A 17,248-nucleotide genomic window follows, 5' to 3' on the forward strand; every position below is an offset into this window, starting at 1 on the left:
CATGCGCCCCACGAAGTCAGGAACGACCAAGCTCGCCACCGTCATCGCCGCGCTGCTGGCCGTTTCGTCGGCGGCTCTCGCGGACGAGCCGGCATATAAGGATCTGAACAAGTCCTTCGAAGAGCGCGCGGCCGATCTGGTCTCGCATATGACTTTGGAGGAGAAGATCGCGCAGCTCGGCAACAACGCGCCCGCGATTCCGCGGCTTGGCGTCCCGGCATACGAGTGGTGGAACGAGGCGTTGCATGGCGTCGCGCGCGCCGGAGCCGCGACGGTCTTTCCACAGGCCATCGGTCTGGCCGCCAGCTTCGACGAGAAGATGATGTATGAGATCGCCACTGTCATCAGCGACGAGGCGCGCGCCAAGCATCATGAGTTCGCGCGTCGTAACTTGCGCGGCCGCTATCAGGGGCTGACGTTCTGGTCGCCCAACATCAACATCTTCCGCGATCCAAGGTGGGGCAGGGGCCAGGAAACATACGGCGAGGATCCTTGGCTCACGGCGCGCATGGGCGTCGCTTTCGTGAAAGGCCTGCAAGGCGACGATCCGAAATATCGCAAGGTCGACGCCACCGCGAAGCATTTCGCGGTTCACAGTGGTCCCGAGGCCGACCGTCATCATTTCGACGTGCATCCCAGCGAGCGCGATCTGTACGAGACGTATCTGCCTGCATTCCAGGCTTTGGTGCAGGAAGCCGGCGTCGCATCGGTGATGGGCGCTTACAACCGTGTTTACGGCGAGTCTGCTTCTGCCAGCCCGCGGCTGCTCCAGCAGATTCTGCGTAAGGATTGGGGCTTCGATGGTTACGTCGTGTCGGACTGCGACTCCATCGAAGACATCTTCAAACATCACAAGATCGTCGCAACTGCGCCGGAAGCGGCGGCGCTGGGAGTGCGTTACGGCTGCGATCTGGATTGCGGCAAGACCTACGACGCCTTGCTGCCCGCCGTGAAGCAGAAGCTGATTACGGAAGCTGAAATCGACGGCGCGTTGCGCCGCCTGATGCTCACACGCTTCCAACTCGGCATGTTCGATCCCCCGGAGAAAGTGCGTTGGGCGCAGATTCCGTACTCGGTGAATCAAGCTCCGAAGCACGATCAACTGGCTCGACGCGCGGCACAGTCGTCCATCGTTCTGCTGAAGAACGAGAGCATGCTGCCGTTATCGAGAAATATCAAAACATTGGCGGTGATCGGTCCGACGGCCGACGAAGTCATGTCGCTGCTCGGCAATTACTACGGCACGCCCGCTGCGCCGGTGACGATTCTGGAAGGCATTCGTGCAGCGGTGGGACCGCAGACCAAGGTCCTTTATTCGCGGGGTGCGGATCTGGTTCAAGGGCGCGAAGAGCCGCGCTCCATTCCGCTGATCGAAGCGAATTTCATGCGCCCCGAAGCTGGCTCGAAGCAGCAAGGCCTCAAGGGCGAATATTTCCGCGGCCGTGATTTCGCCGGCGCGCCCGTGATGACCCGGGTCGATTCGCGTATCGCGTTCCTCTGGGACCGTGGCGCTCCGACCGACGATCTCGCTGCGCGAGGCGAGCTGTCGAGCGCGCAGGCGCTTGCCGGCGACAACTTCAGCGTGCGCTGGACGGGTGAGCTGTTGCCGCCGACCTCGGGCAAATATGAGATCGCGGTCGCTGCGAACGACGGCGTTCGCTTGTATCTCGACGACCGCTTGATCGTGAACGGCTGGGAGCCGAGCGAGCGCGTGCGCAGTCACAGCGTCAACGTCGATCTCGAAGCCGGACGCGCCTATAAGATCAAACTCGAATACTTCGAAGACCTCCGCGACGCCGAGGTCCGGCTCAGCTGGCGGCGTCCCGGCTGGAAGCCGCCCTTCGAAGAAGCACTGGACGCAGCTCGCGCGGCGGACGCCGTCGTTTTCGTCGGTGGCCTGACGGGCGACGTCGAAGGCGAAGAGATGAAGGTGAACTATCCCGGCTTCGCCGGCGGCGATCGCACCGATCTGCGTTTGCCCGAAAGTCAGCGGAAGTTGCTCGAGGCGCTGCATGCGACGGGCAAGCCCGTCGCGCTCGTCTTAACTGGCGGTTCGGCGCTGGCCGTCGATTGGGCGCAACAGCGTCTGCCGGCCATCGTGATGGCGTGGTATCCGGGGCAACGTGGCGGCAACGCGGTCGCGGATGTGTTGTTCGGTCAAACGAATCCATCGGGCCGGCTGCCAGTCACGTTCTACAAAGAGAACGAGAAGCTGCCGGCGTTCGACGACTATGCGATGCAGGGGCGCACATATCGTTACTTCACGGGGCAACCGTTGTATCCGTTCGGTCACGGCTTGTCGTACACGCGGTTCGAATATTCGAACTTGAAGCTCGACAGCGCGAGCATCGCTGCCGATGGATCGTTACAAGCGTCGATCACTATCAAGAACGCGGGGTCGCGCGCGGGCGAGGAAGTGGTGCAGCTTTACGTCGCGCCGCTGGAGTCCAAGCGGCCGCACGCGAACAAGGACCTGCGAGGCGTCAAGCGCGTGGCGTTGAAGCCAGGCGAGACGAGTAGCGTGAGCTTCACGCTGAAGCCAGCTAACGATTTGCGCCACTACGACGTGGACGCCGATCGTTACGCGGTAGATGCCGGCAAGTACGAAGTGCAGATCGGCGCATCGAGCGCCGACATTCGTGCGCGCCAGACGTTCGAAGTGAAGCGTTGATATGAAGCAGGGGCACGCCATCGGCGTGCCCCGCTGAGTTCAGACGCGAGCGGGCTCGAGCTTCGGAACGAGCAGGTGGATCACGCCCAGCGCCAGCAGATAAGCCGTCGCAGCTATGATGAACAGCGGCACATAACTGTTGGTGGCTTCGAGCAGGAAGCCGGTGAACGTGGCAATCATCATGCCGCCCACCGCGCCGCCAAAGCCGCCAATGCCAACCACCGACGCGACGGTGCGTCTTGGGAACATATCGGAAGGCAGCGTAAAAATATTCGCCGACCAGCCCTGGTGACCCGCGGTCGCCAGGCCGATCAACGCAACGGCGACCCACACGTTCTGCACCTGAGACACGAACACGACCGGCACTACGCACAGTGCGCAGATCAGCATCGCGGTCTTGCGCGCCCGATTCACGCTCCAGCCCATCTTGATGAAACGTCCTGCCACCCAGCCGCCGGCGATACTGCCGATATCCGCCAACACGTAGATCGCGACCAGCGGCGCGCCGAGGGCGAGCAGGGTCAAGCCATATTCCTTGTTCAAGTACTTCGGCAACCAGAACAGGAAGAACCACCAGATCGGATCGGTCATGAACTTGCCGATCAGGAACGCCCAGGTCTGGCGATACTGCAGCAGGCTTGACCAAGGTACTTTTTCCGTGGGCTCCGGTGGATCGCTGCGGATCAACGCCAGCTCGGACGCGCTCAGTTTCGGATGTTGTTCCGGCGGACGATAGCTGATGAGCCAGGTCGTCAGCCACGCGGCGCTCAGAAGGCCAGTGACGAGGAATGCCGCTTGCCAGCCCCACGTCACTGCGACGATGGGCACGGTCAGCGGCGCGACGATGGCGCCGATGTTGGAACCTGAATTGAAAATGCCGGTCGCGAATGCGCGCTCACGCCGGGGAAACCACTCGGCGACTGTCTTGAGCGCCGCTGGGAAGTTGCCCGCTTCGCCCAGGCCGAGTGCGAAGCGCGCCATTGCAAAGCCTACGACGCTGCCCACCAGCGCGTGGCTCATCGCGGCCAGGCTCCACACGCAAATCGCGAGTGCATAGCCCAATCGCGTGCCCAGTCGATCGATCACCGCCCCCGCCGTGACCAGCCCGATGGCATAGGCGGCCTGAAAGCAAGTGATGATGTAGCCGTACTGGACTTCGCTCCATGCAAAGACCTTTTGCAGCTCGGGAGCGAGCACGCCGAGCACTTGGCGGTCGATGTAGTTGATCGTGGTGGCGGCGAGCAACAGTGCGCAGATGCGCCATCGGTAGCGGCCGACGGGCGCGTCGACTGCATTGGTAACAGTAGCTTCGGTAGATTGCATGACCATCGCCGGTTAATCCGTGACGGTCAGTGTAGCGGATTTGAGATCGACCGAATTGGGACCGGTCATGATGCTGAATTCGCCAGGCTCGATCACGTATTTCATCTCCTCGTTCCAGTAAGCGAACGCCTCCCTGGCGAGAGTAAATTCGACCGTCGTCGCCGCGCCCGGTTGCAATGACACCCGGCGGAATCCCTTGAGCTCTTTCACCGGACGGGTGATCGAGCTGGCCACGTCGCGCACATACAGCTGAACGACTTCGTCGCCCTGCCGCCCGCCAGTATTGCGCACATCCACCGAGACCTTGACTGTGTCGTCGACGCCGATGCGCGCGCTGGACAGCTTGGGCTCGCCCAGCTCGAATGTGGTGTACGACAGACCGAAGCCGAACGAGAACAGCGGCTCCTTGGACTCGAAATGATAGCCGCGATGCGCGCTCGGCTTCTGATTGTAGAAGAACGGCAGCTGGCCGATGTCCCGCGCGACCGTCACGGGCAGCTTGCCGCCCGGATTGGCGTCGCCGAACAAGATGTCCGCGAGCGCGGTGCCGCCTTCCTGGCCCAGATACCAGGCCTCGATCACGCCGTTGGCCTTTTCGACGATGTGCGGGATGGACAGCGGCTGACCGTTGATCAACACCACGACGACCGGCTTGCCGAGAGCAAACATCGCTTGCGCGAGCTCGTTCTGTTCGCCGGTCAGGCCCAGCGTCAGGCTGTCGCCCAGATGATTCTTCGCCCAGGCTTCACGATGTAGCGCGCTGCTGCCGCCGATGGCGAGCACAATCGCGTCGGCGCCTTGCGCGACTTTCACGGCCTCTTTGATACGTTCGAGATTGTCTTCGCGCTTGGTGCGAATGACTTCGTCTTCGTACCAATCGCCTTGTTCGGTGAGGCGCACGCCTTCCGCGGAGACGACGTTCACACGCTCACCCAGTTTTGCTTTGACCCCATCGAGCAAAGTGATCACGCGCCTGGGAACATTTGAATAACCGCCCAGCTCGACCCGGGCAGCATTCGGGCCGATGACCGCCACGGTCTTCAGGCCGTCCGCACGCAGCGGAAGCACGCCGTCGTTCTTCAGCAGTACGACCGACTTGCGCGCAGCTTCCAGCGCCAAGGCACGAGCTTCGGCGTTGTCAGTGATCGATTCAGCATACTTCACATCGGCATACGGAGCTTCGAACAAGCCCGCGAGGAACTTGAGGCGCAGCATGTCTGCGACGGCTTTGTCGATGTCCGCCTGCTGGACGCGGCCTTCGGCCAGCGCCTTTGGCAGCAACGCGTAACTCTCGCCGTTAGGAAGATCGGAGGCAACGCCTGCTTTCAGCGCGCGAACGGCTGCGGCGACGGGATCCGTCGTCGTGTGATGCACGTCGATGAGCTCTTTGATCGCGAAGTAGTCGCTGACCACTGCGCCTTTGAAGCCCATCTCGCCTCGCAGGATGTCCTGCAGCAGCCAGCGATTGACGTGCGAAGGCACGCCGTCGATCTCGTTATATGAAGCCATCACCGCCTGCGCGTTGGCGGCGACTGCTGCCTTAAACGGCGGGAAGAACACTTCGCGCAGGATGCGCTCGGAAATATTCGCCGGGCCGACGTTGCTGCCGCTCTCGGGCTGGCCGTGACCCGTCATGTGTTTGAGTGTGGCGAACACGCGATCTTTGCCGAGCGGCAACGTCTTACCCTGAAAGCCCTGTACCGCCGCTACGCCCAGCGTGCTGACGAGATAAGGATCTTCACCATATGTTTCTTCGATGCGGCCCCAACGCGGATCGCGTGCTACGTCTACAACCGGTGCAAGGACGAGCTGAGCGCCGCGTGCGCGAATCTCGCGAGCGACGACGGTGAACACTCGTTCGAGCAACGCAGGATCCCAGCTGCTGGCGAGCGCAATCGACTGCGGAAAATGAGTCGCCCCGCGCGCCTGATAACCGTGCAGTCCTTCTTCATGGAACAGCACCGGAATGCCCAGGCGAGTGTTGCGAGTCGCGTGGCGCTGAATCGCGTTGGTCAATTCGACCGTCTGGCGTGCATCGAGAAAGGGCGTTTTGAACGGGCTGCCGACGTCCTGACGATCGCTGGGCCGCGTGAAGTGGCCGATGCCCGCCGGATACAAACGTTTGGCCGCGTCCGGATTGAACTTGCCATTGGCGTCGAGCAGATCGTTCTTCTTACTCCAGACCGCGGTGATCTGCGCGATCTTTTCTTCCAGCGTCATGCGCGATAGCAGGTCTTGTACGCGCTGCTCGACGGGAAGCGAGGGATCTTTGTAGGGTGGACGTTCGGTTTTCGACTGCGCCGACGCGCCCGCTGCAACCAGCACCGCTGCGATCAACACACCAAGATTACGCGCGTGCCGGCCAGCCCTGGCCGGATAAAAAATGCTCGCCATCGTTCGTTGATTCTAGGTTGATAACGTTATCATTAACCCGGCCCGCCCCCTGGGGTCAACCGCCGTTGAGAAATCCTTCCGGGAAGCACCGCTGCCAGCGCGTCGCGCGCCGGCATCATCGTTAAATAGTCGGAGTTTTAGAAGATTTTTGCCCCGTTGTAAGCACGCATCAGCGGGCCCTCCGCGAGCGCGTGTCGAGACCGAGACGGGGTTCGCGAGACGTTGGTTGCATTTCTGGAATTGTGAGCGCTATCATCAAATCGCCCTCGTGAGTCGGCCTTCGCCGACAGCGGGTGGCCAGAATAAAGATCGAATTGTTTGCAGGGGGAGAGAACGATGCGTACGCCTCGGCTCTTTGTTATCGCTTGCCGCAGCGGCTGCGGAATCCCTCCCTGTGTCCTGGCTGCGCCACTCGGCGCTCTGCTCATATCGACCGTCAACGGAGGGGATTGTGAACACTCGCAAACCGTACGCGGAGCGCACGGCCCGCAGTAAGGCTCTGAGCATTTGTATCGCCGCAGTTCTGGGTCACGCGCAGCTCGCGCAGGCTCAGGAAACCGCGGCCGCCGATAGTGCTGCGCTGGAGGAGGTCGTCGTCACCGGCTTCCGCCAAAGCTTGGAAAACTCGACGGCAGCCAAGCGCGATGCCGTGGGCTTCGTCGATGCAATCTTCGCCGAGGACATCGGCAAGTTTCCGGATACAAACATCGCGGAATCGTTCAATCGTATTCCCGGCATCACCATAAGTCGTGAGACTTCCGGCGAAGGCTTGAACATCGCGATCCGCGGCCTCGGCACGGACTTCACCAAAGTATTGCTGAACGGCGCGCCAGTCGCGGTGGCCTCCACCGGCCGAACCGACGCACAAAGCACCAATCGCGAAGTCGATCTGGATTTGTTTCCTACCGAATTGTTCTCGCAACTGACCGTGAGCAAGACGCCGACGGCTGCGATGCTCGAAGGCGGCGCGGCTGGCACGGTGAACATGCGCAGCGCGCGCCCGTTCGATAACGAAGGCGGGCACATCGCCTATTCGGTGCAAGGCATCGACAACAGCAATGCCGATGGCATGGGTGGCCGCGGCTCATTGGTAGCGAGCAACACGTGGGGCAGCTTCGGCGCGCTGGTCGGCGTGGCTGGCGTGCACAACCGGGTGAAAACCACGGGCTTCGAGACCATCGGCTGGACCAATCCAAATCTGGTCACGCCCAGCACTTCGACCACCAACCCCGTTCTCCCGGAGAACGCGCAATGCAGACCCGCGGCCGGAGACCGCTGCAATACGACTGGCGGCGGCAATTTCACGATTCCGGGCGTAGTGCCCACTAACGCGGGCAACGGCCTGACGCCGGGCGCGGTGATCAACCGTGAGTTCCTGCTGGCGAACAATCCTGGCTTGACGCTGGAACAGATCGACAACGCGATCATTCCGCGTCTGGGCCGGCCCGCGGTCATCGAAGGCGATCGCGATCGTTACAACGCCATCGCCAGCTTCGAATTCCGGCCCAACGACGACTTCCATGCCTACCTCGACACGATGTACGGCAAGAAGGAAAACGATCTGGAGCGCATCGACATGAACTGGGTCGGGCGCAACGGCGGGGCCATTCCACTGAACCTGCAGGTCGATCGGGCGGATTGCTCGCAAGGCTGCGTGGTCACCAGCGGCACGTTCGCCAACGCGCAGGCGTTCCTCGAATATCGTCCCTACACCGAAGAGGTGGATTTCGTCGGCGCCAATCCGGGCTTCACCTGGCAGATGACCGACCGCCTGTCGTTCGACTGGCAGGCCAATTACACCAAGAGCGAGTTCCATCGCGAGTCGCCGACGCTGCTGGCCATCACCGCGCCGAATTCCGGCATGACGGTGACGTACGACAACAACGGCGGCGGCATTCCCACCATTCAGAGCAGCCTGGATCTGAACAACCCCGCCAACTTCGGCTGGGCGGGCGGCGGACGAGTGAACATCCAGGACGAGCGCCGCGAGACCGAGACCAAAGGCACGCGCGCCAGCCTCACCTTCGGTGACAGCGCGTTCAGCGTCAGCGTCGGCGGCGCGTACGACGATGTTTCCAGAGAGATCCGCGCGTTCGACAACAGCCAGGCCTGGCAGAACGCGGTGTGCGGCAATCAGCCGAGCGTGTATCTGGAAGCGCCGAATACACAGCCGACCTGCGCGGGCCTCAATCAACCCGGAGCGGCGCCTGCCGGCTATCCGACGTATCCGGGCTACGGGACCGGTTACACGTCCGGCTTCCCGCCCTTCAGCTATCTGGGTTCATTGATTCCTCAAGCGGCCTTGCCGAGCTACCTGCGTCCCAGCTCGGCGGGTTTCGTGACAGCCGATTGGGATCGGTTCGTGCGCGACTCAATGTATGAGCAGTTCCACGCCAATGCCCCGGATGCGGGTGGCGCGAACACGGGCGCCTCGGGCGGCACGATCGAGGAACAGTCGACCGGCTTCTACACCGAGGTCAACGGAGATACGGACGTCGGCGAGAAGCGTTTACGTTACAACCTCGGCGTGCGCTACGTGAAAACGGACCAGACCGTAATCGGACGTCTGTCCGTACGCGATCCGCGCAATACGGTGAACGGCGTTTCGCTGCCTGACGGCGCTTTGTATCCAAACGTGGTGAGCTACCGCGAGGAGAAGCAGGATTACGAGAACTGGCTGCCATCGGCCAACGCCGCCCTGAGCGTGGCCGACAATGCGATCGTGCGCGTGGCGCTGTCACGCTCGATGACTCGCCCGAATCCGAACAATCTGCTGCCCGGACTGAGCTTCTCCAGTCCTTCGGCGGATACCGGCAACATCGGCAACCGCGATCTCGATCCGTTCCTGTCGGACAACATCGACCTGGGCTTCGAGTACTACACGGGTGATGAAGGCTACGTCGGCGTGACGGCGTTCCGTAAGGGCATCGAAGGCTTCACGATTCTGCAAGGCACGACGGTGCCGTTCGCCGCGCTGGCGGAATTTGGCGTGACCTTCGACACGCTGACTCCGACTCAGCAGCAGGCCATCAATTCCCGCGGCGGTCCGGACGTGGCCACGGTGGTGTTGAATCAGCAGGTCAATGCCGACGGTCGTCTCACGGTGAACGGTCTCGAGTTCAACTGGGTGCAGCCGCTCGACTTCCTGCTCGCCGGCATCGGCCTCGACGGCTTCGGCTTCACCGCCAACTACACCATCGTCGATCAGAAGGGCGAGGGTCAGGTGCCTGCCGTGGCGGTGGGCGTCGCGCCCGAAACCTATAACGCGACGTTCTACTACGAGAAGAACGGCGTGAGCGCGCGTCTGTCGACGACCTATGCGCAAGGCTCGCAGGCCTCGGGTCTGAACCAGAACGGCATCCCGGCCGCGGCGTTGTTCAACGACGACTACGAGCAATGGGATTTCTCGTCGAGCTTCGACTTCTCCACCCTGTTCGGCTGGTCGGACTTCGTGCCGCAGCTGACGGTGGACGTGGTCAATCTGTTCGACGACGAACAGCGTCAGTACTTCCAATTTTCCAACGCCACATTCACCCAATATGAAGCGGGCCGCACTGTGATCGTCGGTCTGCGCGGGAGGTTCTAAAGGATCGAGAGAGCTACGTCGGCGGGGTGCTGTCGTTTACCCCCGGTGGTGACCCGCCGACGACCTGGATGGCAGGAGGCGCGGCTCGCGGTGCAACCCGTGAGTCGCATTCGCCTCCTGCCTTTTTTTATTGCCTGAGCCTCGTTGCAACCGTCGCCACGACCTCGGCGAAATATCAGGGAATCGCGTAGACCTTGGGTGTCGCAATTTGCGAACTGCAGCCCTGTGCAAGCGCCGAGGTTTTACATAGTCTTGCCCGCAGTGATCCCCCGTTCGACGCCTGCTTCATGAAGACTTCGCATCGTCTGTCCGCTCTGCTGTTGTTCAGCTCCCTGGTCATCCTGACCTTGGGCGCCATTGCCGTGGTTGCGCCCGCTCACGCGAGCAGCACGCCGAGCCAGCATTTCGTCCGGCCGGCAGAGCTCGAGCCCGACATCGCCTTCTGGCGCCGGGTCTACACCGAAGTCACCACTGAAGGCGGTCTGCTGCACGATCCGGAAGATCTGAGCATCGTTTACGAAGTGCTCGAGTTCCCCTCGGACATCTCGCCCAAGACGCGCTCCAAGCGCATCGAGGACGCCAAGAAGAAGTACTCGCGCATCCTGGATCGGCTCGCGAGCGGCGCCGAGGACTTGAGCGAAGATGAATTGCGCGTTCAGGCGCTCTGGCCGAAGGGCACGCGCCGCTCCCGCTTCGAGCAGGCGTCCGAGGAAGTGCGTTTCCAGCTCGGCCAGGCTGATCGTTTCCGTGAAGGTCTGGTGCGCTCGGGTGCATGGCACGATCACATCGCGGATACCTTCGAAAAGATGGGCCTGCCGCGCGAGCTGGCGGCGTTGCCTCACGTCGAATCGTCATTCAACACGTACGCTTATTCCAAGGTCGGCGCGGCGGGCATGTGGCAGTTCATGCGCAGCACCGGCCGTCGCTTCCTGCGAATCGATGCGGCAGTGGACGAGCGACTCGATCCGTACCGCTCCACCGAAGCGGCCGCTCGCTTCCTCGAGCAGAACTACATCATCCTTGGCAGCTGGCCGTTGGCGCTGACAGCTTACAACCACGGTCCTGGCGGCATGAAGCGCGCGCAGGAGCAGCTGGGCACCAGCGACATCACCACCATCGTACGCAAGTACAACAGCCGCTCGTTCGGCTTTGCTTCGCGCAATTTCTATCTCGCGTTCCTGGCCGCGCTGGAAATCGATTCCAACCCGGAGAAGTTCTTTCCTGGAATCCGCCGCAATCCGCGCGACACGAGTCGCGTCTTGCTCTTGCCAAGCTCGATCCCGGCGAGCCGCCTCGCTGCCGCGCTCGATATGGATAGAGAAGATCTGCGTCGCTTGAATCCCGCGTTGCTGAATTCCGTCTGGAAAGGCGCGCGTCATGTGCCACGTGGTTACGAGTTCCGCGTGCCGTCGCATATCGATCTGACATCCGTGATGGCAAAGCTGAGCACTGGCGCTGCTGCCGAGCCGGCCGAAGTGGCGCTGGCCGGCGGTGGTCAGCATCGCGTCTCACGAGGCGAGACGCTGTCGGCGATCGCGAGCGAGTACGGCGTGAGCGTGGCGGCGCTGGCTGACCTCAACGATCTGGCGCGTCCGTATCGACTGCGCGTCGGTCAGGTGCTGGCCGTTCCCGAAAAGGGCGGTCGTCCCGCCGTCGTCGCGCAGACGCCGAAAGAAACACCGCCGCCCGAGCCGGCCGCGAAGCCGACGCCGCCCACCGGCGTGGTCGGCACAGAGCGCTATGTGGTTCGACGTGGCGACACGCTGGGTAAGATCGCAAAGAAGCATGGGCTGACCGAAGACCAGCTCATGGAGATGAACAACATCCGCAACCGTCAGTTCATCTATGAAGGTCAGGTGCTGGCGCTGGTCGCCTCGGCGCGCGCCAAGCCGCCGGTCGAGGCCGAAGTGCCGGTCGCGACCATAGCGGCTGTCAGCGAGCCGCCGTCCGAAGCTGAAGCCGTCGAGCCTGTCTCCGAGCGTGAAGCTGAAGAGATCGGTCCCGCGCTGGTGCCTGGTACGCAGGCCGCCGCTTCGGCGGACCCGAGCGACTATACCGTCCAGGATAAGAACATCATCATCGTGCAGGCGGCCGAAACTCTCGGTCACTACGCAGAATGGCTCGACGTGCGCGCCAGTCAGCTGCGTCAGCTGAACCGTATCTCTTATGCGACGCCGGTGGTCATCGGCCGCAAGGTGAAGCTGGACTTCTCCAAAGTCACGCCTGATCAGTTCGAGGCGCGCCGCACCGAGTATCACCGTGCCCTGCAGGAGGCTTTCTTCACCGAGTTCCGCATCAAGGGCACCACCGATCACGTCATCAAGCGCGGCGAGTCGGTGTGGGTGCTGGCTCAGCAGCGCTACAACATTCCGATCTGGCTGCTGCGCCAGTACAACCCGGATCTGGACCTGGGCTCGCTGCAACCCGGCGCACGATTGGTGATTCCGCTGGTCGAAGCCACAGGTGTGTCGTCGGAGCCGTCGGCTTGAACCTGAAAACCGTGCGATCGATAGCGATTCTCATGCTCGCCGTCGCCGCGGGCGGCTGCATGAGCGCGCAACTGTACGACGGCCCCAAACGCGATCGAGACGAAGTCGCCCGCATCAGCGGCGACCCGGTGGTCACGGCCGGATCGCCCATTACAGTGGTGTTGCGGCAGGTCGATGGCCACGACATCGGCTTCACCCAGACTTCCGTGGAAGTGCTGGAAGGCCAGCACAAGCTGCTGGTCGACTGCCGGATCGCCGAGACCAAGAGCGTTTCGCGGCATTCGCTGGAAGTGGAGGTGTTTGGCGGCCGGAAATACCGGCTCAGGGCCGATGCCGGCCCGGCCTTACGTGAATGCTCGGGTATAACGCTGGAGGCCGGAGACTGAACGAGAGGAACGACGCGCGGGCTTGGTGATCCAAATCACGGTATTTCGTCACTGTGTCGCCAAGATGCACGTCGAGGATGTCCTACAGGCTCGATCTCCCTCAATGAACGATGGGCCGAGCCGACATAAGACCCAAGCGAGCTATACTCTCTCAGCGTTGACCGTCGCCACCCTTATGCCGCGAAACATTGCCGTTCTCGTCACCGCTTCGTTGGTTCTTCTCACCGCCGCCTCGGTGCGCGCGGAAACGCCACTCCAGTCCTCCGCGCTGGTCTCCTCCAGCGTCGAAGCGGCCCTGCCGCTGGCGGACAAGGTCGTGGTCCGTAAGTCCGAGCGCAAGCTTTACCTCATGAACAATGGCGCGCCGTTGCGCACGTTCAAAATCGCCCTGGGCCTGCGGCCGGAAGGGCACAAGCAGTTCGAAGGCGACTTCCGCACGCCCGAGGGCTCGTATCGCCTGACTCGCCGGAACCCGAACAGCGAATATTTTCTGTCCATCCAGGTCGACTACCCGAACGATCAGGACATGCGGCGCGCCCGCGCCCAGGGCCTGCGTCCGGGCGGCGCGATCATGATTCATGGCCAGCCGAACACGCCGAAGAAGTCCCGCGACTACTACGCGAATGTCGACTGGACCGAGGGCTGCATTGCCGTGTCCAATTCGGACATGGTGGAAATCTGGTTGATGACGCCGCCCGACACGCCCATAGAGATCTTGCCGTGAAAGAGAGTGCAAAGTGACGGCGCCGTCCAATGACGGACGCGCCTCGGCCTCGGTGACCCAGGCCGAACCCGAAGGAATGGTCGACGCCAGAGTCTCGCCGCTAGGCAGCCTGGAAAATCTTTCGCAGCGTGAAGTGCAGCAGCTGCTCCACTCGGGGCAGGGCGGCGTTTACGATCTGTTCCGCCGCTGCGCGCTGGCGGTGCTCAGCTCGGGTCTCGAATCCGACGACGTGCGCGCCATCTTCGATCGCTATAAGGACTTCGAGATCCGGTTCGGGCGGCAGGCCTGGGGCGTGAAGCTCGAAGTGAAGAACGCCCCGGCGAGCGCCTTCGTCGATGGCTCGATGATCCGCGGCATCAAGGAACATCTGTTCGCGGTGCTGCGCGACATCGTGTACATCCACGACGCCATTCTCGGCAGCCAGCGCTTCGATCTGACCGATCCGACCAGCATCACCAATGCCGTCTATCACATCCTGCGCAACGCGCGGATCCTCGATTACAAGGGCCGGCCCGACCTGGTGGTCTGCTGGGGCGGCCACTCCATCGGCACGGTGGAGTACGACTACACCAAGCGTGTCGGTTACGAGCTCGGCTTGCGGGCGCTGAACGTCTGCACCGGTTGCGGCCCCGGCGCGATGAAGGGCCCGATGAAGGGCGCGACCATCGGTCATTCCAAGCAGCGTATCCGCGACGGTCGTTACATCGGCATGACCGAGCCCGGCATCATCGCCGCCGAGCCGCCGAATCCGATCGTCAACCAGCTGGTCATCATGCCGGACATCGAAAAGCGTCTCGAAGCGTTCGTTCGCTGCGCGCACGCCATCATCGTGTTTCCGGGGGGCGCCGGCACGGCCGAAGAGATTCTGTACCTGCTCGGCATCCTGCTGGATCCGGCCAATGCCGAGCTGCCGCTGCCGGTGATCTTCACCGGCCCGCCGTCGGCTGCCGAATATTTCGGCCAGATCGATCGTTTCATCGGTGCGACGCTGGGCGACACCGCGCGCAGCCGGTACAAGATCGTCATTGGCGATCCTCCGCAGGCCGCGCGCGAAGCCTTCAAGGGCATCGAAGCGGTGCGCGAATATCGCCGCACCCGAAGCGATGCATACAACTTCAACTGGCTGCTGAAGATCCCCGAGGATTTCCAGCGGCCCTTCGAACCGACGCATGAGGCCATGGCTCGCCTCGAGCTGCGCCGGGATCTTCCCTCGCATCTGATGGCCGCCAATCTGCGCCGCGCGTTCTCCGGCATCGTCGCCGGCAACGTGAAGGAGAACGGCATTCACGCCATCGAAGCGCGCGGGCCTTTCGAACTGCACGGTGACAAGGAAGTGATGACGCTGCTCGACGAGCTGCTGTCGGCCTTCGTGCGGCAAAAACGCATGAAGCTGGCCGGCGAGTACCGGCCTTGTTACCGGCTGGTCGCATGAGCAAGGTCGCGCTTACCTACCGTTTCACGTTCCCCGATTCCCAGGAACGAGCCTTCGAGCTCGAAATGGATCGCGACACGGCCGAGCTGTCGCCGCCGCAGGTGGCCGAGCCGCCGGCGTGGACGGCGCTCGCGTTCAATCAGTGCACCGGCTGCCCGTTCAACGCGGCCGAGAAGCCGCACTGTCCCGCGGCCTTGCAGCTCGCGGGCGTGATCGACGGCTTCACCGACATCGTTTCCTACGACAAAGTGCGCGTGACGGTCGAGAGCGAAGAGCGCCAGGTGGTCGCGACGCTGGCTGCTCAGCAGGCGCTGGCGTCGTTGATGGGTTTGATTATGGCGTCGAGCGGATGTCCGCGAACCGCGGTGTTCAGGCCCATGGCGCGTTTCCATTTGCCGTTTTCGAGCGAGTCGGAGACCGCGTATCGAGTCGCTTCGATGTATCTGCTGGCTCAGCACTATGCTGCTCGCGAAGGCGGCGCTGCTGACTTCGTGCTCGCAGACCTGGAGCGTGTTTATCACGGCGTTCACGCCGTGAACCGCGGCATGGCGCAGCGCTTGCGAGCGGCGAGCCGGCAGGATGCGATCGTGAATGCCGTCGTGCTGCTCGATGTTTACAGCAGCCTGGTGCCGGCGGCGATCCACGACATCCTCGACGAGATCAAACCGGCGTTTGCTGCGTTGCTCGCGGCGAAATAAAACATTCGGAAGTGTCGAAAAATTTATCAGCCGCGCCGCTGAATCAGCGCGTGCGTCGCTGTGTTTTGCGCGCGACGGCGCGAGCAACGACCAATAATGAATAACCGTCGGTTAAATACAGCCCACTTTGTGACGTGACACTAGTGTCAGTAGCGGTTCCCTTGCGATGGGTGTCGCACTCTAGAGACGTCGCTCAATCGCTGTGATGTAGTTCCTCTTTTGGATGGTGTGTGCTCCGTAACGTCGCTCCCAACAGGAGATCGCACATGACCACCACCGAAACGAAGATCGACGAGATGACCGCCACTGGCCGTCACCGCGCTTGGACGGGTGAGAATGCGGGCGCGATCGTGCGCGCCGGTACTCCGCCTCGCGATCCGCGCGCGGCTGCCAATGCCAACTGGCTGGACCGCGCTCAGCCGAGCAACTCGCGGCATGCCGCCATCACGCGCTCGCTGCACACCTGGTCCAACTACAAGAGCTGGACGGACAAAGTGAAAAGCAGCTGGGATAAGGACAAGGGCGGGAAGTAATCCCGCTCTGAGCTTCGGCAAAATCAGCCGAACACGCGCCGGAGCAACGATGGCAGCAGTGACTCCGAGCGCTCGATGGACTTCGAGCTGCCGCCGCTGCCACGAGCGGTGAGCGCGCTCGAAGGGCTCGCCACAGCATTCATCACCGCCTCCGGGCTGAGACGAGGAACGTCGGCAGGCTTGGGAGGCGCGAACACGGAAGGTTTCGCCGCGGCAGGCGGCGGGACGATGGATTCGAGCGTGGTGGTCGCGACCTTGGGCGCCGAAGTGAGCGCCGAAGTAATCGCCGGCGTGCCTGGCTCGATGTTCAGCGCTTTACGCTGCGCCAGCCAGCCCACCAGCGGCAACCATTGCTCCAGATCCTCGCGCACCGAAGTCGGCTTCATTTCGAACACACCCTGGCCGATTTCCGCCGAACGGATGTATGCCTGCGAATCGCGCAAGGTCGCGATCACCGGGATCTGCAGGTTCTCCAGAAACTTCATCAGCGACTTGTAGATCAACGTCTGCTTCTTGACCCGGTTGGCGATCACGGCGATGCGTTGTTCGTCGCGCCGGATCTTGGCGATCAGCAGCAGGTTGGAAATGCACTTGGCGGCCGCGTGAATGTCGATGTCCGAGGGCAGCACCGGCACCAGCACGGCGGTCGCGTTCCGGGTCAGGTCGGGCAACTTCTCGGGCTCGAAGGCCGCCGGCGTATCCACGACCAGGCGCTGTGTATCCAGAGGCAGACGAGTGGCGAAACTGCGGGTGACTCCGGTATTACGTTCGAAACCGGCGATGCCGTGGATCAGGGGCTGTTCCTTGTTCCGCTTGCTGAGCCAATGCGTGCTCGACCCTTGGGCGTCCATGTCCATGAGGGTCGGGCGCAATCCTTCCACCGCGAAATAGCTGGCCAGATTGGTCGCTATCGTGGTTTTGCCGGAGCCCCCCTTGGGATTCAAAACGACGATCTTGTGCATGTCCGCCGCTACCGCGCCCAGTTCCTTAACGGATTTTGTCGTCATTCAGC

At 62.4% G+C, this 17,248-nt stretch carries 11 protein-coding genes; 8 read left to right on the top strand and 3 right to left on the bottom strand.

What is annotated here, in order from left to right; genetic code table 11:
* The first annotated feature begins 1 nt into the window (after window position 1).
* Window positions 2–2,671 (top strand): glycoside hydrolase family 3 protein, encoded by a 2,670-nt coding sequence (locus VGD45_RS31485; protein ID WP_331159381.1) that lies wholly within the window; start codon window positions 2–4, stop codon window positions 2,669–2,671.
* A gap of 39 nt (window positions 2,672–2,710) precedes the next feature.
* Here VGD45_RS31485 and VGD45_RS31490 read toward each other — a convergent pair whose 3' ends face one another.
* Window positions 2,711–3,994: an MFS transporter gene (locus VGD45_RS31490; protein ID WP_331159382.1), complete on the bottom strand. Its 1,284-nt coding sequence runs from the start codon at window positions 3,992–3,994 to the stop codon at window positions 2,711–2,713.
* Window positions 3,995–4,006: 12 nt separating this feature from the next.
* Window positions 4,007–6,388: a glycoside hydrolase family 3 N-terminal domain-containing protein gene (locus VGD45_RS31495; RefSeq protein WP_331159383.1), complete on the bottom strand. Its 2,382-nt coding sequence runs from the start codon at window positions 6,386–6,388 to the stop codon at window positions 4,007–4,009.
* Between the two features lie 451 nt (window positions 6,389–6,839).
* Here VGD45_RS31495 and VGD45_RS31500 point away from each other — a divergent pair, with 451 nt between their 5' ends.
* From VGD45_RS31500 to VGD45_RS31530, 7 genes are all read left to right on the top strand, one after another.
* The gene (locus VGD45_RS31500) at window positions 6,840–9,974 is read left to right on the top strand and encodes a TonB-dependent receptor (RefSeq protein ID WP_331159384.1); all 3,135 of its coding nucleotides are present in this window, start codon (window positions 6,840–6,842) and stop codon (window positions 9,972–9,974) included.
* Between the two features lie 287 nt (window positions 9,975–10,261).
* Entirely contained in the window at window positions 10,262–12,463 is a 2,202-nt protein-coding gene (locus VGD45_RS31505; RefSeq protein ID WP_331159385.1) for a LysM peptidoglycan-binding domain-containing protein, read from the top strand.
* Window positions 12,464–12,495: 32 nt separating this feature from the next.
* Window positions 12,496–12,849 carry a hypothetical protein gene (locus VGD45_RS31510; RefSeq protein ID WP_331159386.1) on the top strand — a complete coding sequence of 118 codons (354 nt, stop codon included), beginning with the start codon at window positions 12,496–12,498 and terminating at the stop codon, window positions 12,847–12,849.
* A 175-nt stretch (window positions 12,850–13,024) separates the two neighbouring features.
* Window positions 13,025–13,573 carry a L,D-transpeptidase family protein gene (locus VGD45_RS31515; protein WP_331159387.1) on the top strand — a complete coding sequence of 183 codons (549 nt, stop codon included), beginning with the start codon at window positions 13,025–13,027 and terminating at the stop codon, window positions 13,571–13,573.
* Window positions 13,574–13,649: 76 nt separating this feature from the next.
* On the top strand, window positions 13,650–15,005 hold the full coding sequence (ppnN, locus tag VGD45_RS31520; protein ID WP_349263403.1) for a nucleotide 5'-monophosphate nucleosidase PpnN: 1,356 nt from the start codon (window positions 13,650–13,652) through the stop codon (window positions 15,003–15,005).
* Entirely contained in the window at window positions 15,002–15,703 is a 702-nt protein-coding gene (locus tag VGD45_RS31525) for a DUF6901 family protein (protein WP_331159389.1), read from the top strand. Before ppnN ends, VGD45_RS31525 begins: the two co-directional genes overlap by 4 nt.
* A gap of 266 nt (window positions 15,704–15,969) precedes the next feature.
* The gene (locus VGD45_RS31530; RefSeq protein ID WP_331159390.1) at window positions 15,970–16,236 is read left to right on the top strand and encodes a hypothetical protein; all 267 of its coding nucleotides are present in this window, start codon (window positions 15,970–15,972) and stop codon (window positions 16,234–16,236) included.
* A gap of 23 nt (window positions 16,237–16,259) precedes the next feature.
* On the opposite strand, the gene VGD45_RS31535 is transcribed toward VGD45_RS31530, so the two are convergent.
* On the bottom strand, window positions 16,260–17,243 hold the full coding sequence (locus VGD45_RS31535; protein ID WP_331159391.1) for an AAA family ATPase: 984 nt from the start codon (window positions 17,241–17,243) through the stop codon (window positions 16,260–16,262).
* Window positions 17,244–17,248 lie beyond the last annotated feature (5 nt).

This window comes from Steroidobacter sp. (assembly GCF_036402275.1).
Classification (GTDB): domain Bacteria; phylum Pseudomonadota; class Gammaproteobacteria; order Steroidobacterales; family Steroidobacteraceae; genus Steroidobacter.

Excerpts from the sequence above, each read along its gene's own strand:
- VGD45_RS31485 (WP_331159381.1), top strand. The coding sequence starts at position 2 with ATGCGCCCCACGAAGTCAGGAACGACCAAGCTCGCCACCGTCATCGCC.
- VGD45_RS31490 (WP_331159382.1), bottom strand. The coding sequence starts at position 3,994 with ATGCAATCTACCGAAGCTACTGTTACCAATGCAGTCGACGCGCCCGTC.
- VGD45_RS31495 (WP_331159383.1), bottom strand. The coding sequence starts at position 6,388 with ATGGCGAGCATTTTTTATCCGGCCAGGGCTGGCCGGCACGCGCGTAAT.
- VGD45_RS31505 (WP_331159385.1), top strand. The coding sequence starts at position 10,262 with ATGAAGACTTCGCATCGTCTGTCCGCTCTGCTGTTGTTCAGCTCCCTG.
- VGD45_RS31510 (WP_331159386.1), top strand. The coding sequence starts at position 12,496 with ATGCTCGCCGTCGCCGCGGGCGGCTGCATGAGCGCGCAACTGTACGAC.
- VGD45_RS31515 (WP_331159387.1), top strand. The coding sequence starts at position 13,025 with ATGCCGCGAAACATTGCCGTTCTCGTCACCGCTTCGTTGGTTCTTCTC.
- ppnN (WP_349263403.1), top strand. The coding sequence starts at position 13,650 with ATGGTCGACGCCAGAGTCTCGCCGCTAGGCAGCCTGGAAAATCTTTCG.
- VGD45_RS31525 (WP_331159389.1), top strand. The coding sequence starts at position 15,002 with ATGAGCAAGGTCGCGCTTACCTACCGTTTCACGTTCCCCGATTCCCAG.
- VGD45_RS31530 (WP_331159390.1), top strand. The coding sequence starts at position 15,970 with ATGACCACCACCGAAACGAAGATCGACGAGATGACCGCCACTGGCCGT.
- VGD45_RS31535 (WP_331159391.1), bottom strand. The coding sequence starts at position 17,243 with ATGACGACAAAATCCGTTAAGGAACTGGGCGCGGTAGCGGCGGACATG.